This window comes from Nonomuraea sp. NPDC051941 (assembly GCF_044593615.1).
Window position 1 is genome coordinate 1 of record NZ_JBIUCF010000042.1, and the last position, 18,978, is coordinate 18,978.

Consider the following 18,978-nt stretch of genomic DNA (forward strand, 5'->3'; position numbering starts at 1 on the left):
CCCTGAACGCCTTCGCCATCACCTTCGAAGGCCGTCTGACCCCGACCACCCGCTAATCAAACAAGATCGAGATACACCACTGACTGGACACACCCTGGCCGTCGGCATCTGGGAGCCGGACGTAGGTGTCCGTGTGTATCGGCAGGACGGACGTACACTTCGCACGCTGCACAAGATCGGCTGGAAGCAGGGCTCGGACGCTTTCTCGCCTTCGGGCAAACAGCTTCTCACGCTGTGCTACGCGACCACGGGATCGTACTACTGTTTGTGGGACTTCAAGACAGGCAAGCTTGTCAAGCGTGTCACGTACACCGGGATGCAGTTGACGATCGGATGGTGGGACGATCAGCATTTGTTCTACGAGGGCAGCCACAGTGAAGGCTCGCAGGGTGCAGTGGTAATCGACCTGAACGGCAAAATCACGCGTGTGGCGGCGAGCTACACGGAGAAAGCCCAGTGGGTCGGCCTGGTCTACACGCGCCGCCACTCGTCGGCATGACAGCTGCGAATGAGGGACTGTGGGGCGGCAGATCTACGAGGCCGGGCTGTGACATCGTGCGTCGCTCTGCCGGGAAGAGCCGGTAGATCGTGTCACGGAGCGCCTCGTCCCGTACGGACGCGACGAACTCCTCAGCCGTGCTCCCGCACAGACGACGCAGCTCAGGGGACTCGTCCAGAAGGCACTGGATGAGCGCCCGCTGATCCGCGAGCCGTCTGGCCTCACCGGTCTCATCCACCAGGCACCCGTGCCGGCCGACGTAGACGAAGCAGTGCGGGAGCAGAGCTCCGGATTCGAGCGTCACGGGATGGCGCTCGGCGGGCAGGCGGCGACGCCAGTAGTTCGGTTCGGTGAGGTCGAGCGCGGCCAGCTCGCGTTCGTCGAGCCAGAGCACGAAGAGCCGCGAGGTCTCGCCCGGGGCCTCCACCGGCACGGCCGGCACGTAACCCCACCGGTTGACGTGCGCGGAGAAGCCCGGAGCGATGCCGTCCACCTCGGCGAGTGTCATGGGGATGACCGGCGGGATCCCATGGCCGGCGAACTTGCGGCGCATCTGACCGGGCGAGGCATTGGAGCCCACGGCGACGACCGGATGGCGCTCCGACATCGGGGAGCGGTCGAGCCGGGCCAGGAGCTCGCCCAGCGTCTCGTCTCCGGCCTGCCAGTCGTCCGCCGGGGTGGCCTCCTCTAAGCGCAGCTGCAGGTACGTGTCGTCCACCAGCACGCCGGAGGTGGTGGGGGTGTGTCCCGGGTAGGTCAGCGGCTGCGTCATGGGGTCGCTGTGGAAAAGGTCCACGGCCTCGGCCACGGTCATGAAGCATCGAGTTCGTAGACGAGCGTGTGCCGGTCTCCCGCTGCGACCGTGACCATCACCCGCACCGGCCGGCCTTCGGCGTCGTAGCCGGTACGCATGTGCTCGGCCACCGGCGTGCCCGCAGGCAGCCCCAGCCGGGCGGACTCGTCCTTGGTGGGCATCCGGACCTGGATCTCGTCCACCAGCCGCTGCTGAGGGTGACCGATGGACGCGAGCAGGCCACCGGGGGTGCTCGCGTTCTTCGGCTGCATCAGGGCCGTCCCCCTGGCCAGGTCTTCCGGGAAGTAGCTGTCGGCCACCTGGAAGGGAACGTCGTCCACGTACCGCACCCTGCGCCGGACCACCACGAGGTCCTTCTCGGCGTCGAGGTGGAGGCGTTCGGCCACCGCTTGCGGCGGGATCTCCAGGCCGACGCTCACCTCCTGCAGGGGGACGCGGCCCTGGTCCTGGACCTCGGTCGCCCACGCGTCCGCGTCGGCACTGTGGCCTCCCCGGTGCTCGAAGTGGGACAGGTGCCAGCGCAGGCGCGTCTGTGAGCGCACGGTACGGCCGCGGCCCCGCCCGCTGCTGAGCAGCCCCTCGTTGGTGAGTTGCTGCAACGCCTGTCGCACCGTCTGACGCGACACGCCATGTCTCTCTGCCAATTCCTGCTCTGGCGGCACCGTGTCTCCTGGCGCCAGTTCGCCTCGCGCTATCGACGTGCGCAGGGTGTCCGCGACGCGTTCGTACAACGCGCGGGGGTCGGATCCGGCCGGCACTTGAATTCTCCTTGGGTCACTTGTACGTACTCACCGTACCAAGAGACCCTATGGTGACCGCAAAATCACAGACCGTTAGGTTTACGTCTCGAGCCCGGCGACGATGCTGCGCACGTACCCGTCGACGTTCACCAGCGGACGGCCGTCAAGGACCCCGACGAGATGCCCGACCCCGAACGGGGCGTCGTAGGCGCGGGCACGCCGGTACGTCTCGGGGTCCACGGCCAGCCTGATCGTGTCCCAGCCGTGCCAGGCCATCAGGGCCGCGTCGACGGCGGGGTCGAACAGATGGGCCTGGTCCCAGTCGAGGACGCCGACCAACCTGCCGTCCCGGCCCCAGTGCACGTTGGCGCCGCCCAGGTCGCCGTGGACCAGCGCATCCGGTACGGCTTCCAGGGCCGATGCCGCCTCCAGGCGCCCGCGGCACTCATCCCGCCACCTGTCCGGCAGGCGCGGCACCACCTGCTGCGCCAGAACCTCGGCCCAGCCCTTCTCCCTGGGGGCGTAGAGCAGTTGCCTCAGCCGCGGCGTGACGGGCACCTCCCGCACGGCGCGCAGCAACGTTCCGATCTGATCCGGGTCGCCCTGCCCCTCGGGCTGCTCCTCCCCGTCGATCCACGAAACGGCGACCGCCGCGCGCTCACCGAACCGGGTCACGGGTGTGAGCGGCTCCGGCACCGCGAAGGGCAGCCCGGCGCCGGCGATCTCCCGCAACACCTCCATGCGGCGCGGCATCGCCTCCGCCGACGACGGTCGCTTGCTCACCCGTACGGCCGCGGTTCCCGGGAGGAGCACGACGTGATGGAGATTGCCCTCGGTGACCCGAGCGGAGTCGAGGGAGTGGCCGGGGAGGAGGGCGTCGGCGATCTCCAGCAACTCGCCGGCGGACATGGGGCTTTCGGTCATGTTTCACCAACGTCCGTGTCGCGGCGAGGCCGTCCAGAGAAAGGGCCGGATGTCTCTCCAGGAGCCCGGTCAACGAGAAAGGCCGCTTCCGAAAATCGGAAGCGGCCTTCTACCTGGCGTCGGGGTGGCGGGATTTGAACCCACGACCTCTTCGTCCCGAACGAAGCGCGCTGCCAAGCTGCGCTACACCCCGGTGCACGCCGGTCTTGCGCGTGCTTGGAAAAGTCTAGCGGACTCCCGAGGTACTTGTGACCGCCTCAACGGCGAGGAACAAGGGTAAGCAGTGACGCCTCCGGGAAGCAGGCGAAGCGGGCGGGGGCGTAAGGGGAGGTGCCGAGGCCGGCCGAGACGTGGAGCCAGGCGTTGTCGTGGCGGCTCAGACCCTTCACACGGGCCCGGTCGATGCCGCAGTTGGTCACCAGGGCGCCGTAGAACGGGATGCAGAGCTGACCGCCGTGGGTGTGGCCGGCCAGCAGGAACTGGTAGCCGTCCGCGGCGAAGCGGGTCATGTTGCGGGGCTCGGGGGAGTGCATGACGCCCAGCCGGAGGTCGGCGTCGGCGGGGGCCGGGCCGGCGACGAGGTCGTAGCGGTCGCGGTTGATGTGGGAGTCGTGGATGCCCGCCACCGCCACGTCGAGGTCGCCCACCTTGATGCGGGCCGTGGTGTTGTTCATGTCGAGCCAGCCCTCGGCCGCCATGCCGGCCCCCAGTTCCTCCCAGGGCAGGGAGGGCACGTGCTGGCGGCGGTCGTTCTTGGAGGTGCGCCAGAGGTAGCGGGCCGGGTTTTTGGGCTTGGGCGCGTACAGGTCGTTGGAGCCGTAGACGAACAGGCCCGGGCGGGACAGCAGGGGCTCCAGGGCGTGCAGGAGCGAGGGGACGGCGTCCGGGTGCGCGATCGAGTCGCCGGTGTTGACCACCAGGTCCGGCTTCAGCGAGCCCAGGGAGCGGACCCAGTTGATCAGCATCGTACGGCGCGGCGTCAGGTGCAGGTCCGACAGATGGAGAATGCGTACGGGACGCTGACCGCGCTCCAGCACCGGCACGTCGAAGCGGCGCAGGCGGAACCAGTTGCGCTCCACCACAGAGGCGTAACCCAGCCCGGCCAGGCCGAGACCGAGCATGGACAATGGCACTGCGACGGCTTTCCTCACCTACTCATGATGCCCGACATCGGGTGCGCGGCGTCCGGACAGTCCGCGCAGACGGCAAGATGGAGCGCATGAGCGCATTGAAGGACAAGCTGAAGGCCGATCTGACGGCCTCGCTTAAGAGCCGGGACGAGCTGCGTCTCCGGACGATTCGGATGGCACTGGCCGCGGTGAACGTCGAGGAGGTCTCCGGCAAGGAGGCCAGGCAGCTGACCGACGACGAGGTCATCAAGGTGCTGACCAAGGAGGCCAAGAAGCGCAAGGAGGCCGCCGAGGCGTTCGGTAACGCGGGGCGGGCCGAGCAGGCGCAGGCCGAGCTGGACGAGCAGGCGGTGCTGGAGGAGTACCTGCCGGCGCAGCTCAGCGACGAGGAGCTGGGCGCCATCGTCGACGCCGCCATCGCGGAGACGGGCGCCGCCGGGCCGCAGGCCATGGGGCAGGTCATGAAGGCGGTCAACCCGAAGATCGCCGGGCGGGCCGAGGGTGGCCGCGTGGCCGCCATCGTCCGCGCACGGCTGGCGGGGTAGAGCAGCCTCCCGGGTGTTCCATCGCCCGCTGCCGGGCGTGGCGCCCCAGAGGGCCCAGGGCTTGAGTTGTCGGCTTGCGTGGGCCTGGAGGGCCCTCGGACTGCTGGGCCCTCAGAAAGGCCTGTAGGCGGTCTCAGCGGGCCTGGAGGCGGGTCCCCGCCGCACGGGTAGGCGGCGGGGCCCGGAGCGAGCCTCAGGCCCGTCACACGGCGGGGACTCGAAGTGGTGGAGTCAGCGGCCGCGGCCGTTGCCCGGGCCGCCGTCGTCGCGACCGTTGCCGGGCCCGTCCCCACGGTCCCCGTTCGGCGGGTCGAAGATGTCGAACGGGTCGCCGTCCCCGGTGGGCGGCCCTTCCTCGTCCTTGTCCTTCTTCTCGGGCTTCTTCGGCGCGCAGTTCTCCGTGCACCCGCCGAACCGCGACTGGTCCACCGGCGTGAACTCCGCGGCCTCGACCCCCTTCAGGGCGGTCAGCATCGCGTCCTTCCAGATCCGCCCGGAGATGGAGGCCCCGTACACGTACGAGTAGTAGCGGCCCCCGATCGTGACCCCGATCAGCTCGTTGCCCCTGGTGCCGCGCGGGTCGCCCAGGCTGACGGCCGACGACATGTTGGGGGTGTAACCGGCGAACCAGGCCGACGCGTAGTTGTCGGTCGTGCCGGTCTTGCCGGCCGCGTCGCGCCCGATGCCGCCCACCTCCGTCATCGTGCCCTTGGTGAACACGCCGGACAGGATGCCGCTGACCGCGTCGGCGACCTCCTCCTCCAGGACCTGGGAGCACTTCGGCTTGTACTGCTTCGCCTTGCCGTTCCTGTCCTTGATCTCCGTGATCGCCAGCGGCTTGCAGTACTGCCCGCGCGAGGCGAAGACGGCGTACGAGCTGGCGATCGTCACGGGGTCGACCTCGTTGACCCCCAGCGTGAACGTCTCCACCTCCGACAGCTTCTGCCCGTCGGCCCGCTTGACCCCGAGCTTCTTGGCCATCTTGACCACGCTGCAGAGCCCGACCTTCTCCTCGAGCTTGAGGAAGAACGTGTTGACCGAGCCCCAGGTGCCGGTCTGCAGCGTCTTGAAGCCGGCTCCGCCCTCGCTGGAGTTGTTCACGGTGTGGGACGGGTCGCCGACGTTCTCGCCCTTGCAGTTCTTGAACGTGCTGTAGCCGCCGGCCTGGTAGCCCGCCGGCGCAGGGAAGCCGTCGCCGTACTTCAGGCCCTCCTCCAGCGCCGTGGCCAGCGTGTAGACCTTGGCCGTCGAGCCCTGCTGGAACCCGCGACCGCCACCGTGTGCCGCGTCGGCCACGATGTTGTAGCTCATCTCGTTCTTCTTCTTGCTCCCGCCGAACTTCCGCGAGGCGGCCATGGCCTTGATCTCGCCGGTGCCGGGAACGACCATGGCCTGCGAGGCCACGGGCTTGTCCTTCTTGGAGACGTACTTCTTGATCGCCTTGTCGGCGGCGGCCTGCATCTTCGGGTCGATCGTGGTCTTGATCGTCAGACCGCCCCGCTGGAGCAGCTTCTTGCGCTCGTCCTGGTTCTTGCCGAAGTCCTCGTTGTTGAGGATCTCGTACTGGACGTAGAGGCAGAAGTACGGATATTTGCTGGCTTCGCAGCCGCCGGGCGCCTTGATGTTCTTCCAGCCCAGCTTCTTCGCCTTGGCCTCGTCGGCCTCCTGCCGCGAGATCTTGCCGATCTCGGCCATCCGGTCGAGCACGATGTTGCGCCGCTGCAGCAGCCGCGCCCGCGACTCGGGGCCGACGCTCGGGTCGGTGCGGGCGGGGTTCTGGACGGCGCCGGCCAGCGTGGCGCTCTCGACGAGGCTGAGCTCGGAGGCGGGCTTGTCGAAGAAGCGCCGGGCCGCGGCCTGGATGCCGTGGGCGCCCGCGCCGAAGTAGGCGATGTTCAGATATTTCTCGAGAATCTGGTTTTTCGAGTACTTCTTCTCGATCGCCATCGCGTTACGCAGCTCGGACAGCTTGCGGGAGAGCGTCGGGGCGATGGCCGCCGCCTGCTCCTCGGGCGTCTCGGCCTTGTTGACCAGCACCTGCTTGACGTACTGCTGGGTGATCGACGAGCCGCCCTGCATCACGCCGCCGCCCGACAAATTCTTCACGAGCGCTCTGGCCGTTCCCTCAACATCGATCGGCCCGTGCTGGTAGAAACGGAAGTCCTCGATCGCGATCAGCGCCGTCTGCATGATCGGGGCGACCTGGTCAAGGCGGACAGACTGCCGGTTTTCAAAGTAGAACTGCGCGAACTGCTTGCCGTTGGCATCCTTCAGGATGGTGCGCTCGGGAAGAGGGGGTTCGTCGAGCTCTTCGGGCTTGAGGTTGAGGCTTTCCACAGCGCTCTTCGTGGAGATCCCCGCCCCTCCGATCGCGGGCAGGGCCACGGCCGCGGCCAGCACCCCGGCGACCGATCCGGCGATGATCAGACGCAGGATGGCGAGGACGGGGTTGGAGCGATCTTTGCGCTGCGCTTGCACGCTACCAAGAGTACGTGGAAAGACTGACCGAATCGGTAGCGCGACACCATTTCGCCTTGACTGATGGGGGTGACTAGTCATTCCCGGTCAAGATGGCCGCGAGAAATTGGTCCTCTGGGGTCTGTCGGCCCGAACGTGAAGTTGCGTACGTTCTCCTCTGCGGCAACTGAATACGGAGGCTCGGCGCCCGCGCCCGTCGGCCCCAAATGACGACTGACCACCTAAGGGGAGTGGGGTCGAACAATGTGGATCACGGATTGGACCTCCCGTGCCGCCTGTAAGGGTGCGGATCCGGATGCCCTGTTCGTGCAGGGCGCCGCGCAGAACAGGGCCAAGCTCATCTGCCGGGGTTGCCCGGTTCGTACTGAATGCCTCGCCGATGCACTGGACAACCGCATCGAGTTCGGGGTGTGGGGCGGTATGACCGAGCGCGAACGGCGTGCGCTGCTTCGACGGCGGCCTGACGTGGACTCGTGGCGAGACCTGCTCGAGTCGGCCAAGGAAGAGTACGAACGAACCAACGAGCTGATCGCGGGCTGATCCAAGCCCGGCGAGCCGTAGTACGGCCGGCGCCGTCCGCCGGCCGTACTTTCATGCGCTCGCCAGCAAGTCCCCGATCTGCCGCAGACCAATGAGATCGTGGACGTCCTCGGACATGGCGCGAACCTGCACCACGGGCACCGTGGGGTGGGCCGAGACGAAATGCTCCTGCTCGCGATGCTCGCGAGCGGTGAGCTGCATTCGCCCGGCGTGCAGCCGCAGCACGGCGGCGGTCAGCTCATGCTCGCCCCGCGCCTCCAGGTCTTCGGCGGCCGCGGCGCTACGGGCGGCTGAGAGGACCGAGGCGGGTGACATGTGCACACGGTTGACCACCAGGCCGGCCAGTGGCATGCGCTCTTCGGCGAGCCTTTCGACGAAGTAGGACGCCTCCCGCATGGCGTCCCGCTCGGGCGCGGCCACCACGAGGAAGGCCGTGCCGGGGGCCTGCAGCAGCTGGTACGTCATCTCGGCCCGCTGCCTGAAGCCGCCGAAGACGGCGTCGAGCGCGGACACGAACGTCTGCAGATCCTTGATCACCTGCGCGCCGAGCAGCTTGGTCATCGCTCCGGCCATCAACCCGAACCCGGCGTTGAGGAGCCGGAAGGCGCTGCGTCCGCCGGCCTTGGCCGGTGCCGTCAGCAGCCGGATGAACCGTCCGTCGAGGAAGCGCCCGAGCCGCTCGGGCGCGTCGAGGAAGTCGAGCGCGGACCGCGACGGCGGCGTGTCCACGATGATCAGGTCCCACTCGTCCGACCGGCGCAGCTGGCCCAGCTTCTCCATGGCCATGTACTCCTGCGTGCCGGCGAAGCTGGAGGAGAGGGACTGGTAGAAGGGGTTCGACAGGATCTGGCGGGCCCGCACGGGATCGGCGTGCGCCTCGATGATCTCGTCGAACGTGCGCTTCATGTCGAGCATCATCGCGTAGAGCTGGCCGCCGCCCTCGGGCGAGCTGACCAGGCGCGGGGTGTTGTCGAGCTCGGTCAGCCCCATCGACTGGGCCAGCCGGCGCGCGGGGTCCACGGTGAGCACGACGGCGCACCTGCCGCGTTCGGCGGCCCGCAGCCCGAGCGCCGCGGCGGTCGTGGTCTTGCCCACCCCGCCGGCTCCGCAGCAGACGATGATCCTGGTGCCGGGGTCGTCGAGTATCGCGTCGATGTCGAGTGCGGCGGGCTTCTTCACGCTGCTCCTTGGGTGCGCATGCTCTCTGCCAGCTCGTACAGGCCGGCCAGGTCGACGCCGTCGGCCAGCAGCGGCAGCTCGTAGCTCTTCAGCCCGGCCTCGCCCAGCGACTCGCGCTCGGCGCGCTCCAGCTCGGTGCGGTGGGCGTGCTCGGAGATCTCCTCCGCGAGCGCCTCGGCGATCGCCGAGGCCTCCGCCCCGTCGGCCACCCCGGCGGCCTTCAGCCCGAGCACGAGCTCCCCGGGGTCGAAGCGGCCCTTGACAGCTGTGTCAAGAGCGGCCTGTGGGATCAGTGATTCGCGCACCATGTTGACGAAAATTCCCCCTGCGGGGAGCCCGGCCGAACGCAATTCGGAGATGCCGTCGAGCGTCTCCTGCACGGGCATCTCCTCCAGCAGCGTCACGAAGTGCACCGCCGTCTCGGGAGATTTCACGACCCCGTTGACCAGGTCGGAGTGGTTCTTGATCGGCCCGACCTTGGCCAGGCCCGCCACCTCCTGGGTGACGTTCAGGAAGCGCGTGATGCGGCCCGTGGGCGGCGCGTCGAGCACGACCGCGTCGTAGATCCTGCGGCCGTTCTTGCCCCGCCTGCGCACGGCCTCGGTCGTCTTGCCCGTGACGAGCACGTCGCGGAAGCCGGGGGCCACGGTGGTGGCGAAGTCGACGACGCCCATCTTGGTCAGCGCCCGGCCCGCGCGGCGCATCCCGTAGAACATCTCCATGTACTCGAGCATGGCCTCCTCGGGATCGATGGCCAGCGCGTACACGTCGCCGCCGGAGGGCGCCACAGCGATCTTGCGCTCCTCGTAGGGCAGCGGTGGCAGGTCGAAGATCTGCGCGATGCCCTGCCTGCCCTCGACCTCGACGAGGAGCACCTTGCGACCGCCCGCGGCCAGCGCGAGCGCGAGAGCGGCGGCCACGGTCGTCTTGCCGGTGCCGCCCTTGCCGGTGACGACGTGCAGCCGCACACCGGCCCAATCCGTGTCCGGAGAGTCCACTATTCGAGGCTACCGAAGGGTCACTTGCCGGAAGCCGACGACCACCGTTTGAGATTCCTCACATCCTGGCGGGAACTTAACGGCGACCACGGTCTTGAGCAGGCACAAGGCAGGCCGGCGGGCGGGTTTCTTATGAGAAGCTGACCTTCATGAAGAAATGGGAGTACCTCACCGCCCCGGTGTTGATCCACAACACCAAGATGATCCTGGACAACTTCGGCTCCGACGGCTGGGAGCTGGTCCAGATCGTTCAGGGTGCCTCGCCGGAGCAGCTCGTCGCCTACTTCAAGAGGGAGAAGCAGTGACCCCCGAGCAGAAGATCGCGGATCTCGGCCTGACCCTGCCCGAGGTGGCGGCGCCGGCGGGCGCCTACGTGCCGGCCGTGCGCACGGGCAACCTCGTCTACACCTCCGGCCAGGTGCCGTTCGTCGACGGCAAGCTGCAGCGGACCGGCAAGCTCGGGGCCGACCTGACCACCGAGGAGGGCGCGGAGCAGGCCCGCATCTGCGCGCTCAACGCGCTTGCGGCCCTGAAGGCCGAGGTCGGTGACCTGCAGAAGGTCGTACGGATCGTCAAGGTCGTGGTGTTCGTGGCCAGCGATCCGTCCTTCACCGAGCAGCCCAAGGTCGGCAACGGCGCCAGCGAGCTGCTCGCCGAGGTGCTGGGCGAGCCGGGCAGGCATGCCCGCAGCGCCGTGGGCGTGGCCGTCCTCCCGCTGGACGCGCCTGTGGAAGTGGAGCTGATCGCCGAAGTAGCGTCTTGAATTCCCTTTAGCTCCCTGAAGGAATCAGGCAACTCGGACGGGCGTAGCATGAGCCGCTCCCGTGTTCGGCAAGTGCGAGCACAGGGGTGGCTTTGGTGTGGTGGAAGCCGGTCCGGTGGTGAGAATTCCTGACATGCCCTGCCGGGTACGGCTGAGGTGCATGGCCCGCCGGACGCTGTCCGTTCCCTGTGGGGGTTGGGGCGGGCACCGTGCGCCGGTCGGGCACACGGCGGGAGGCTGTCGCATTGTTGCCCGAGTTGCTTGGGGGGCGTCCGGGGCGTTTCGGGGTAGGACGGTTCTTGGACCTATCGCGTGCCGCCGGTCGGGGGTGCAGATCGGTTTGGGTGCGGCGGGCGCGCCGGGCCGCCCGGGCGGGCCTGCGCGGCCGGCGGGCGCGGGCCACGTTGCCCTCCACCGCCGTGGAGATGGTGCGGGCACCGGTAGTGCGGTGGGTGCTGGTGGCGTGCTGGCCGAGCAGGCCGCGGGAGACGATCCGCTCAGCCGCCCCCCAATCCCGATCACAGGAAAGACCACAGGCAGGGCAGTACGCCCATGCCCATCCCTTCTCGGTGAACCGGTCGGGAGCCGGGCAGTGCCGGAGCACCGACGAGCCGTTCCCGCAGCGGGGGCAGTGTTTGGAAGTGCCGCGGGCTGGGACGGTGACCACGGCGATGGAGTGCTTGGCCGCCAGGTGCCGGATCGCCGCAACGATCTGCCCGCGCACCTGCCCCGACAGTCGCGCGTTTGCTCGTCCCCTGCGCCCCCGCGCTTGCAGGGTGGCCAGGTCTTCCAGGTAGATGACCGTAGCGTTGGCGGCTCTGGCCTGGTCGACCGCCCAGCGTGCCGCCGACCAGGCCAGCGCTCGGTTCAGATTGCGGATGCGCGCACGCACCCGCTCGTGCTCGACACCAACGCGTCGGCAGGCCGCCGCAAGCTTCTCGTAGCGCGGGTCGGCGGACGTGATCCCTGTCAGGAGCCGCTGCTGGTGTTGGCGTTTGGTGGCCAGATGTTCACGCTCGGCCCGCAGCCGGTGCAGCTTGGCGGAGATGCCGGTTGCGTCGTAGGTCAGTGGCCGTCCGTCGGAGAGGACCCGGCCGTAAGCCAGCCACGCCGCGGTGCCGGTCAGCAGCGTGTTGACGCCCCAGTCGAACCCGCAGCCGATCGTATGACCGGTGGCGGGTGCGACATCGACGGGGATCTGGAACGGCAGATCGACGCGCACCCGGCCCTTGACCACCCGCAGAGTGGGCGTGCACAACGTCCCTTGCGGCGGGACGGTCGGTGGCAAAGAGATCGGCAGCAGGTGCCAGGCCCAGTCCTTGGCGGAAGTGGGAGATGCGACCAGGGGAAGCCGCACCCGCAAACGGGCGCCTCGGCTGCCGGCGCGTTCCAGGGTGACCAGTTGCCGATCGGCCGCGGCGAGCACGATCTGCGCCGCGACTTTCGGCGGCTCCTCCAGATCGGTGAGATCGGCCGGCAGTGCGCCGTGCTCGCCGTGGTAGACGCGGATCTGCCTGGTCCGATTACGCACCTCCGCCGCGCTCACCCCGTCAGGCAACGCCATGCGCAGCGCGTCCCATTCGGCGCTGGTACGCTCCGGCGGATCCTGCGGCCAGGTGGTCACGATCGCCGCCACCAGGCGACGCCGGTGCAGCGCCAGTCGCAACGCCCGTGCGGCCTGCTCTTGTGTGCACCGCAGCACCCGATCGCAGACGTACACGCCGACAGCCGGAGCCACCGCCCAGCCGAGCCTCCGCACGGCCATCCAGCCCTTCGCCGGCAATGCCCGCCCGTCCAGCCCAACCCCGCAAGCCAGAGCATCGAGGTCCGGCCCGTTCCATCGGGCCGCGACAAGACGCGCGGCCAACTCCCGCGCCAGGCAGGTCAGCCAGGCCACTCGTCGTACCAGCAGCGGCTGAGCAACGACCTCGCCGGTCTTCTCCACCATCGCGGTATGAGCGGTGCACGGCGCGGTCGCGGTGAGCTTACTCATGCACCGTTCCTTGGGCTGAGAGGCGGCACTGGCGAGACCTGCACCCCACCCACCTCATCGACACAATGTGTGATCGCAATACTACCAAGAGTTTGTATACTGTCGAACGTATGAGCGATGCTTATCTGTCGCGACTCAGAGAGGGAGGCACAGGATTGCGGCAGAACTACAGACCTGCATGGCGAATATGAGGAACAGTTCATACCCTGAGGCACTATGACCGATGTGACCGGATTGCCGCTTCCAGCCGAGCTAGCCGCGCGGGCGCGGGACCTCCTCGAGGGGCGGGTCGAGCCGGTCCCGACCCGCGATGCCGCCACCGTGGTGATCCTGCGAGGGAGCGCCTCGCCGGAGGTCTACCTGCTGCGGCGGAAGGCCACGATGGCCTTCGCGGCGGGCGCGTACGTCTTCCCCGGCGGCTCGGTGGACGCCCGCGACACCGACCAGGCCGTGGCCTGGGCCGGCCCGTCACCGGCCGAGTGGGGCACGGTCTTCAACGCGAGCGAGCAGGTCGCGCGCGGGCTGGTGTGCGCGGCCGTACGCGAGACGTTCGAGGAGTCCGGCGTGCTGCTGGCGGGTCCCGGGCCCGATTCCGTGGTCGCCGACACGACGGGCGACGACTGGGAGTCCGACCGGCTGGCGCTGATCGACAGGAGCCTGGGCTTCGCCGACTTCCTCGCCAGGCGCGGCCTGGTGCTCCGGTCCGACCTGCTCAAACCGTGGGCCCACTGGATCACCCCGGAGATCGAGCACAGGCGCTTCGACACGCGGTTCTTCGTCGCCGTGCTCCCGGAGGGCCAGCGCACCCGTGACGTCGGCGGTGAGGCCGACCAGGTGGCCTGGAAGCGCCCCGCGGAGGCGATCGAGCTGGCGCACCGGGGGGAGATCTTCCTGATGCCGCCGACGTACCACACGCTGAGCGAGCTGGCGGCCCACGACGGCATGGCGGGGATCCTGGCCGAGCCCAGGGAGATCGTGCCGATCATGCCGAAGGCCGTGGAGATCCAGGGCGAGATGCGGCTGGTGACCCGGTGAGCGGGCTGCACATCCCGATCGGGACGCCCGACGGCTCCCGAACCGAGCACGCCGAGAACCTGCTCGCGCCCAACCCGTCCGCCATGACGCTCGACGGCACCAACACCTGGGTCATCGGCGGGGACGAGGTGGTGGTGATCGATCCGGGGCCGGAGGACGAGTCGCATCTGCGCCGCGTACGCGATCACCTCGGGGAGCGGCGCGTCACCGAGATCCTGCTCACCCACGGGCACTTCGACCACAGCGGCGGCGCCAGGCGCTTCGCCGAGATGGTGCGCGCCCCCGTCCGGGCGCTCGATCCGCGGCACCGGCTGGGCGAGGAAGGGCTCGACGACGGCGACGTGGTGAGCGTGGCGGGCCTGGAGATCCACGTGTACGGCACGCCGGGCCACTCGTTCGACTCGCTCTGCTTCTGGCTGCCGCAGGACCGCGCGATGCTGACCGGCGACACCGTGCTCGGCCGGGGCACCACGATCATCGCCCGCGACGGCGGCCTGGCCGACTATCTCCGCAGCCTCGACCGGCTCAGGGCGGCCGCGGAGGGCCTGGAGGCGCGGGCGCTGCTGCCCGGCCACGGCCCCGTGCTGCCCGACCCGATCGCCGCGCTCGACGGCTACATCGCGCACCGGCGGCAGCGCCTCGACCAGATCAGGGCGGCGCGCGCCCCGGGCGCGCGCACGCCGCGGGAGATCGTCAAGATCGTGTACGCCGACGTCGACCGCTCGCTCTGGGCCGCCGCCGAGATGTCGGTCGTGGCCCAGCTCGACTACCTGGACCGGTTGTAGAGCCGGTCCATGTCGAGGATCACCACGGCCTTGGCCTCGATCCGCAGCCAGCCGCGCTGGGCGAAGTCGGCCAGCGCCTTGTTGACCGTCTCGCGCGAGGCGCCGACGAGCTGCGCCAGCTCCTCCTGCGTCAGGTCGTGGTGCACCCGCAGGCCGTCGTCCGTCTTGGTGCCGAACCGCTCGGCCAGGTCGAGCAGCTGCTTGGCCACGCGCCCGGGCACGTCGGTGAAGACCAGGTCGGCCAGCACGTCGTTGGTGCGGCGCAGCCGCTGAGCGAGCGCGCGCAGCAGGTGGAGCGCCACCTCGGGGCGGCCGGTCAGCCAGGGGCGCAGGTCGTCGTGGCCGAGCCCGGCCAGCCGCACGTCGGTCAGCGCCGTCGCCGAGGCCGTACGCGGTCGCGGGTCGAACAGCGACAGCTCGCCGAACATCTCGCTCGGCCCGAGCACGCTCAGCAGGTTTTCCCGTCCGTCGGGCGAGGTGCGGGACAGCTTGATCTTGCCTTCCAGCACGACGTAGAGCCGGTCGCCGGTCTCGTTCTCGTGGAAGAGCGTCTGTCCCTTGGAGAGCTGGACCTCCGTGATGCTCGTACGCAGCGCCGCGGCGCTCTCGCGGTCCAGCGCGGCGAACAGGGGGGCCTTGCCCAGCACGTCTTCGGTGTTCACTCTGCCTCCTCTGCTGCCATTGTGACTCACCCCACTCTGCGTGGCACACACAGGTTATGGGAATGCTGGAGTGTTCTGCGCTTTTCGGATGAGTCGTATCCAGGGGAAAGGTACCTGATGCCCTGGTTTCAGGGGCTATCGACCCTCCCCTGTGTCGCAGAAGAGTCTCAGGAGGCGAGAAGACCGTCCACGGAGGCCACCGCGGCCGCCACCGACTGGCCGAGCAGCACGCGGAGCACCTCGGCCGCGCGCGGGCGGGCCGTGGGGTCGGCCTGGCGGCACTGCCGTACCGCCAGGTGCAGCGCGGGAGGCAGGACGGCGGGGTCGCCGTCCGTGCGGCCCGTGGCCGCGAAGACCACCAGGTCGGCCCAGGCCAGCACGTCGTCGGCCGCCGAGCCCGGCGTGACGCCGGGCTGCCAGCCGATCAGCACCTGGCCGTGGGCGCCGAGCGCGACGCTCTCGTGGCTGAGCCGGAGCCCCACGTTGCCGCGGGCGTGCAGCTTGGCCACCGCGGAGGCGCAGGTCAGGGCCAGGCGATGCAGCGCCTGCCCCCGCAAAGGCCCCGATGTACGCACGAAGTCCGACAGCACCGCACCCTGACCGCTCATGGCCACCGCCCTTCCGTGTCGCCCCCTTGTACGCGAGCAGGGCCGTCCTGGGTTCAACGGTTCGCGGAAGCTTCTAGTCTTGCGGCATGGCCACGAACGCGGCGGGGCGCAAGCCGGAGACCCGGCTCGCATTGGTACGGCGGGCCCGCAAGATGAACCGCATCCTCGCGGACACCTATCCAGAGGCCCACTGCGAGCTCGACTTCGGCAACCCGTTAGAACTTCTGGTCGCGACCATCCTCTCCGCCCAGTGCACGGACAAGCGGGTCAACATGGTCACCCCCGTCCTCTTCGCGAAATATCCGACAGTGGAGGACTACGCCGCCGCCGACCGGTCCGAGATGGAGGAGATCATCCGCTCGACCGGCTTCTTCCGCGCGAAGACCAACAGCATCATCGGCATGGCGCAGGCGGTGTGCGAGAAGTACGGCGGCGAGGTGCCCGGCAAGCTGAAGGACCTGGTCACCCTGCCCGGCGTGGGCCGCAAGACCGCCAACGTGGTGCTGGGCAACGCGTTCGACGTGCCGGGGCTCACCGTCGACACCCACTTCCAGCGGCTGGTGCGGCGTTTCGGCTGGACGGAGGAGACCGACCCCGTCAAGATCGAGCACGTCGTGGGGGAGCTGCTGCCCAAACGCGAGTGGACGATCTTCTCCCATCGGGTGATCTGGCACGGCCGCCGCATCTGCCACGCACGGCGGCCCGCGTGCGGTGTGTGCCCGCTGGCCGCGCTCTGCCCGTCGTACGGCACGGGTCCCACGGCGGCGGCCGAGGCCGAGAAGCTCGTCAGGCCCGGCCCCTTCTCGTGATCGCGGGAAGTCCCCGGTGTCCCGGCGTGTTGGAGGATGCGTGACCCAAGTGCCCGACTGGCTCGACCGACTGGCGGCGCAGGCTCAGCGCTTCGACGTACCGCGGTGGTGGACGCCCCCCAACGGCAGCGGGCGGGCCGCCGCGGTGCTGATGCTGTTCGGCGAGGGGGCGCTCGGCCCCGACGTCCTGCTCATCCAGCGCAGCACGCTCGGGCGCAGGCACGCGGGCCAGCCCGCCTTCCCCGGCGGCGGCGTCGACCCCGACGACGGAGGACCCGTCGCGGCGGCGCTGCGCGAGGCCGAGGAGGAGACCGGGGTCGATCCCGCGGGCGTCCACGTGCTGTGCACGATGCCCGAGCTGTACCTCAGCCACAGCGACAACCGGGTCACGCCCGTGATCGCCTGGTGGCGCGAGCCGTCGGCCGTGCACGCGGCCTCGCCGAGCGAGGTGGAGTCCGTGGAGCGGGTGCCGATCGCCGAGCTGGTCGACCCCGCCAACCGGGTCACGCTGCGGCATCCGCGAGGGTCGGCGGGGCCCGCGTTCCGGGTGCGGGGGATGCTGGTGTGGGGGTTCACCGCGATGGTGCTCGACACCGTGCTGCGCGAGGGCGGGCTGGCGCGCCCGTGGGACTCCGCGCAGGTGGAGGACCTCCCGCAGGAAGTGATCGACCTGGCGTCCAGGGGTTAGCGGGACGAGCGTAGGGCCACGCCCAGGGAGGCCCAGCCCGCCACGTCCTTGTCGCTGTCGGCCGCCAGCGCGCGCAGCGTATCCAGGCCGGCCCGGTCGGGGGGATCGCCGAGCACGTGCTGCAGCGCGTACGCGGCGCCGTAGCGCACCCTCGCGTCGTCGTGGCCGGCCAGCTCGATCACCGACGGCAGCGACCGCGGGTCGGCCAGGTGCCCGAACGCGATCAGCACCGAGTAGAGCACCATGGCGTCGTCCTCGCTGGCCGCCAGGTAGCGCAGCACCGGCAGCGTACGGTCCACGAACGGCTGCAGCATCCCCATGATGTCCACGCCGAGCAGCCGCTCCGCCACCGTGTCCGCGGCGCACAGCCGGCGCGCCTCGATGAAGGACTCCAGATCACCGCGCTGCCGCAGCACGGAGATCACGTGCCAGCGCAGGGGGCCGTCGGGGTCGGTGTCGCACAGAGCTGCCTCGATGAGATCGCGCACTGTTTCCTCGGCCGACGGCATACCGCTCAAGGTAGCCACGCGGTGACGCCGTCCTGGCGGAAGACGTGCACACTTGACCGTATCCCTGGTTAGCTTTGAAACGTGCGCGGTGATCTGCTTGACCTCATCTTGATCGGCCTCGTGATCGCCTTCGGCGTCTCGGGTTACCGGCAGGGCTTCATCATCGGGGCGATGAGCTTCGTGGGGTTCGTCGGCGGGGCCGTGCTCGGCGTCTTCATCGCGCCACCGATCTCCAAGGCCCTGGTCAGCGGCGACACCCCGCAGGCGCTGCTGGCGATCGTGATCGTCTTCCTGGCCGCCACCATCGGCCAGTTCGCGTCCTCGACGCTCGGCGCCGTCGTGCGCAGCCACGTCACGTGGGAGCCCGCCAAGGTGGCCGACGCGGTCGGCGGCACGTTCTCCAGCGCGTTGTCCGTGCTGGTGATCGCCTGGCTGATCGGCTCGCTGATCGTCTCCACGGCCTTCAGTCCCCTCGTCGACCAGGTGAAGAACTCCGCGCTGCTGACCACCGTCGACGACGTGATCCCGCAGGCCGCGCGCAACTGGCAGCAGCCGTTCAAGAAGTTCATCGACCGGTCGGAGTTCCCGCCCGTCTTCGACGCCATCGGCGCGGGCACGATCGTCGACGTGCCGCCGCCCGACCAGAGCGTGCTGCAGGGCTCCAAGCTGAGCCGCGCCCGGCGGGCCATCGTCAAGGTGCAGGGCAACGCGGAGAGCTGCAACAAGCACATCGAGGGCACCGGCTTCGTCTACGCCCCCGGCCGGATCATGACCAACGCCCACGTGGTCGCCGGCGTGACCCGCGACCTGCAGGTCATCGACTCCAACAACACGCCGCACGCGGCCACCGTCGTGCGCTACAACCCGCGCCGCGACATCGCCGTCCTCTACGTGCCCGGCCTCGACCTGCCGCAGCTCTCCTTCGACGGCGACGGTTCGCGCGGCGACAGCGCCATCATCGCCGGGTTCCCCAAGAGCAAGGGGTTCACCGCGGAGCCGGCCAGGATCGGCGGGCAGCTCGACGCCGAGGGGCCCGACATCTACCGCGACGCCACGGTCAGGCGCAAGGTGTACGCGATCCGCGGGAAGGTGCTGCCCGGCAACTCGGGCGGCCCGCTGCTCACGGTGGACGGCCGGGTCTACGGCGTGATCTTCGCCGCCGCGATCAACGAAGAGGAGACCGGCTACGTCCTGACGGCCGAGGAGGTCGCCCCCGACGCGGCCCAGGGCCGCAACGACACCACCCCGGCCAGCACCCAGAAGTGCGACTGACGACCGG

At 69.4% G+C, this 18,978-nt stretch carries 21 protein-coding genes and 1 tRNA gene; 10 read left to right on the forward strand and 12 right to left on the reverse strand.

Features of this window, described 5'->3' with window-relative positions; genetic code table 11:
- Positions 1-499: hypothetical protein (locus ACIHFD_RS48385; protein WP_397372656.1), on the forward strand; the 499-nt coding region annotated here is incomplete at its 5' end.
- On the opposite strand, the gene ACIHFD_RS48390 is transcribed toward ACIHFD_RS48385, so the two are convergent.
- The 5 genes from ACIHFD_RS48390 to ACIHFD_RS48410 all read right to left on the reverse strand — a co-directional run bounded on the left by ACIHFD_RS48390 (position 420) and on the right by ACIHFD_RS48410 (position 4,098).
- Positions 420-1,313 (reverse strand): hypothetical protein, encoded by an 894-nt coding sequence (locus ACIHFD_RS48390; protein ID WP_397372657.1) that lies wholly within the window; start codon positions 1,311-1,313, stop codon positions 420-422. The genes ACIHFD_RS48385 and ACIHFD_RS48390 overlap by 80 nt on opposite strands.
- Positions 1,310-2,071 (reverse strand): GntR family transcriptional regulator, encoded by a 762-nt coding sequence (locus ACIHFD_RS48395; RefSeq protein WP_397372658.1) that lies wholly within the window; start codon positions 2,069-2,071, stop codon positions 1,310-1,312. Before ACIHFD_RS48395 ends, ACIHFD_RS48390 begins: the two co-directional genes overlap by 4 nt.
- 81 nt (positions 2,072-2,152) lie before the next feature.
- Positions 2,153-2,977, reverse strand: coding sequence for a phosphotransferase family protein (locus ACIHFD_RS48400; RefSeq protein ID WP_397372659.1), 825 nt, complete (start codon positions 2,975-2,977; stop codon positions 2,153-2,155).
- Between the two features lie 119 nt (positions 2,978-3,096).
- Positions 3,097-3,170, reverse strand: a tRNA-Pro gene (locus ACIHFD_RS48405).
- A gap of 64 nt (positions 3,171-3,234) precedes the next feature.
- Complete coding sequence (locus ACIHFD_RS48410) at positions 3,235-4,098, reverse strand: metallophosphoesterase (RefSeq protein ID WP_357751412.1); 864 nt, start codon at positions 4,096-4,098, stop codon at positions 3,235-3,237.
- Positions 4,099-4,196: 98 nt separating this feature from the next.
- Here ACIHFD_RS48410 and ACIHFD_RS48415 point away from each other — a divergent pair, with 98 nt between their 5' ends.
- Positions 4,197-4,652 carry a GatB/YqeY domain-containing protein gene (locus ACIHFD_RS48415; protein WP_350732699.1) on the forward strand — a complete coding sequence of 152 codons (456 nt, stop codon included), beginning with the start codon at positions 4,197-4,199 and terminating at the stop codon, positions 4,650-4,652.
- 231 nt (positions 4,653-4,883) lie between these two features.
- Here ACIHFD_RS48415 and ACIHFD_RS48420 read toward each other — a convergent pair whose 3' ends face one another.
- The gene (locus ACIHFD_RS48420) at positions 4,884-7,130 is read right to left on the reverse strand and encodes a transglycosylase domain-containing protein (RefSeq protein ID WP_397372660.1); all 2,247 of its coding nucleotides are present in this window, start codon (positions 7,128-7,130) and stop codon (positions 4,884-4,886) included.
- Positions 7,131-7,373: 243 nt separating this feature from the next.
- On the opposite strand from ACIHFD_RS48420, the gene ACIHFD_RS48425 reads away from it, so the two are divergent.
- On the forward strand, positions 7,374-7,670 hold the full coding sequence (locus ACIHFD_RS48425; protein ID WP_090771382.1) for a WhiB family transcriptional regulator: 297 nt from the start codon (positions 7,374-7,376) through the stop codon (positions 7,668-7,670).
- A gap of 51 nt (positions 7,671-7,721) precedes the next feature.
- Here the strand turns inward: ACIHFD_RS48425 and ACIHFD_RS48430 are convergent, their stop codons facing one another.
- Positions 7,722-8,849, reverse strand: coding sequence for an ArsA family ATPase (locus ACIHFD_RS48430; protein WP_397372661.1), 1,128 nt, complete (start codon positions 8,847-8,849; stop codon positions 7,722-7,724).
- On the reverse strand, positions 8,846-9,847 hold the full coding sequence (locus ACIHFD_RS48435) for an ArsA-related P-loop ATPase (RefSeq protein ID WP_397372662.1): 1,002 nt from the start codon (positions 9,845-9,847) through the stop codon (positions 8,846-8,848). Before ACIHFD_RS48435 ends, ACIHFD_RS48430 begins: the two co-directional genes overlap by 4 nt.
- A 149-nt stretch (positions 9,848-9,996) precedes the next feature.
- Here ACIHFD_RS48435 and ACIHFD_RS48440 point away from each other — a divergent pair, with 149 nt between their 5' ends.
- Complete coding sequence (locus ACIHFD_RS48440; protein WP_211370275.1) at positions 9,997-10,152, forward strand: hypothetical protein; 156 nt, start codon at positions 9,997-9,999, stop codon at positions 10,150-10,152.
- On the forward strand, positions 10,149-10,610 hold the full coding sequence (locus ACIHFD_RS48445; protein ID WP_397372663.1) for a RidA family protein: 462 nt from the start codon (positions 10,149-10,151) through the stop codon (positions 10,608-10,610). The genes ACIHFD_RS48440 and ACIHFD_RS48445 overlap by 4 nt, the downstream gene beginning before the upstream one ends.
- 7 nt (positions 10,611-10,617) lie before the next feature.
- On the opposite strand, the gene ACIHFD_RS48450 is transcribed toward ACIHFD_RS48445, so the two are convergent.
- Positions 10,618-12,603, reverse strand: coding sequence for a zinc ribbon domain-containing protein (locus tag ACIHFD_RS48450; RefSeq protein WP_397372664.1), 1,986 nt, complete (start codon positions 12,601-12,603; stop codon positions 10,618-10,620).
- Positions 12,604-12,819: 216 nt separating this feature from the next.
- Here ACIHFD_RS48450 and ACIHFD_RS48455 point away from each other — a divergent pair, with 216 nt between their 5' ends.
- Positions 12,820-13,638 carry an NUDIX hydrolase gene (locus ACIHFD_RS48455; protein ID WP_355202727.1) on the forward strand — a complete coding sequence of 273 codons (819 nt, stop codon included), beginning with the start codon at positions 12,820-12,822 and terminating at the stop codon, positions 13,636-13,638.
- Positions 13,635-14,423 (forward strand): MBL fold metallo-hydrolase, encoded by a 789-nt coding sequence (locus ACIHFD_RS48460; protein ID WP_397372665.1) that lies wholly within the window; start codon positions 13,635-13,637, stop codon positions 14,421-14,423. The genes ACIHFD_RS48455 and ACIHFD_RS48460 overlap by 4 nt, the downstream gene beginning before the upstream one ends.
- Here the strand turns inward: ACIHFD_RS48460 and ACIHFD_RS48465 are convergent.
- Complete coding sequence (locus tag ACIHFD_RS48465) at positions 14,405-15,085, reverse strand: Crp/Fnr family transcriptional regulator (RefSeq protein ID WP_185069893.1); 681 nt, start codon at positions 15,083-15,085, stop codon at positions 14,405-14,407. The two genes, ACIHFD_RS48460 and ACIHFD_RS48465, sit on opposite strands and share 19 nt — an antisense overlap.
- Positions 15,086-15,252: 167 nt before the next feature.
- Positions 15,253-15,693, reverse strand: a complete 441-nt coding sequence (locus ACIHFD_RS48470; RefSeq protein WP_397372666.1) for a hypothetical protein — start codon at positions 15,691-15,693, stop codon at positions 15,253-15,255.
- A gap of 86 nt (positions 15,694-15,779) precedes the next feature.
- On the opposite strand from ACIHFD_RS48470, the gene nth reads away from it, so the two are divergent.
- Positions 15,780-16,502 carry an endonuclease III gene (gene nth / locus ACIHFD_RS48475; protein ID WP_350732715.1) on the forward strand — a complete coding sequence of 241 codons (723 nt, stop codon included), beginning with the start codon at positions 15,780-15,782 and terminating at the stop codon, positions 16,500-16,502.
- 40 nt (positions 16,503-16,542) lie between these two features.
- The gene (locus tag ACIHFD_RS48480) at positions 16,543-17,190 is read left to right on the forward strand and encodes an NUDIX hydrolase (protein WP_397372667.1); all 648 of its coding nucleotides are present in this window, start codon (positions 16,543-16,545) and stop codon (positions 17,188-17,190) included.
- Here the strand turns inward: ACIHFD_RS48480 and ACIHFD_RS48485 are convergent.
- On the reverse strand, positions 17,187-17,699 hold the full coding sequence (locus tag ACIHFD_RS48485) for a HEAT repeat domain-containing protein (protein ID WP_397372668.1): 513 nt from the start codon (positions 17,697-17,699) through the stop codon (positions 17,187-17,189). The two genes, ACIHFD_RS48480 and ACIHFD_RS48485, sit on opposite strands and share 4 nt — an antisense overlap.
- Before the next feature lie 81 nt (positions 17,700-17,780).
- On the opposite strand from ACIHFD_RS48485, the gene ACIHFD_RS48490 reads away from it, so the two are divergent.
- Positions 17,781-18,971 carry a MarP family serine protease gene (locus ACIHFD_RS48490; protein ID WP_363976938.1) on the forward strand — a complete coding sequence of 397 codons (1,191 nt, stop codon included), beginning with the start codon at positions 17,781-17,783 and terminating at the stop codon, positions 18,969-18,971.
- The last annotated feature ends 7 nt before the right edge of the window (positions 18,972-18,978 follow it).

What these genes read in the sequence shown, in the direction of transcription:
- ACIHFD_RS48390 (WP_397372657.1), bottom strand. Translation starts at nt 1,313, where the DNA reads ATGACCGTGGCCGAGGCCGTGGACCTTTTCCACAGCGACCCCATGACG.
- ACIHFD_RS48400 (WP_397372659.1), bottom strand. Translation starts at nt 2,977, where the DNA reads ATGACCGAAAGCCCCATGTCCGCCGGCGAGTTGCTGGAGATCGCCGAC.
- ACIHFD_RS48410 (WP_357751412.1), bottom strand. Translation starts at nt 4,098, where the DNA reads ATGCTCGGTCTCGGCCTGGCCGGGCTGGGTTACGCCTCTGTGGTGGAG.
- ACIHFD_RS48415 (WP_350732699.1), top strand. Translation starts at nt 4,197, where the DNA reads ATGAGCGCATTGAAGGACAAGCTGAAGGCCGATCTGACGGCCTCGCTT.
- ACIHFD_RS48425 (WP_090771382.1), top strand. Translation starts at nt 7,374, where the DNA reads ATGTGGATCACGGATTGGACCTCCCGTGCCGCCTGTAAGGGTGCGGAT.
- ACIHFD_RS48440 (WP_211370275.1), top strand. Translation starts at nt 9,997, where the DNA reads ATGAAGAAATGGGAGTACCTCACCGCCCCGGTGTTGATCCACAACACC.
- ACIHFD_RS48450 (WP_397372664.1), bottom strand. Translation starts at nt 12,603, where the DNA reads ATGAGTAAGCTCACCGCGACCGCGCCGTGCACCGCTCATACCGCGATG.
- ACIHFD_RS48455 (WP_355202727.1), top strand. Translation starts at nt 12,820, where the DNA reads ATGACCGATGTGACCGGATTGCCGCTTCCAGCCGAGCTAGCCGCGCGG.
- ACIHFD_RS48470 (WP_397372666.1), bottom strand. Translation starts at nt 15,693, where the DNA reads ATGAGCGGTCAGGGTGCGGTGCTGTCGGACTTCGTGCGTACATCGGGG.
- nth (WP_350732715.1), top strand. Translation starts at nt 15,780, where the DNA reads ATGGCCACGAACGCGGCGGGGCGCAAGCCGGAGACCCGGCTCGCATTG.
- ACIHFD_RS48485 (WP_397372668.1), bottom strand. Translation starts at nt 17,699, where the DNA reads ATGCCGTCGGCCGAGGAAACAGTGCGCGATCTCATCGAGGCAGCTCTG.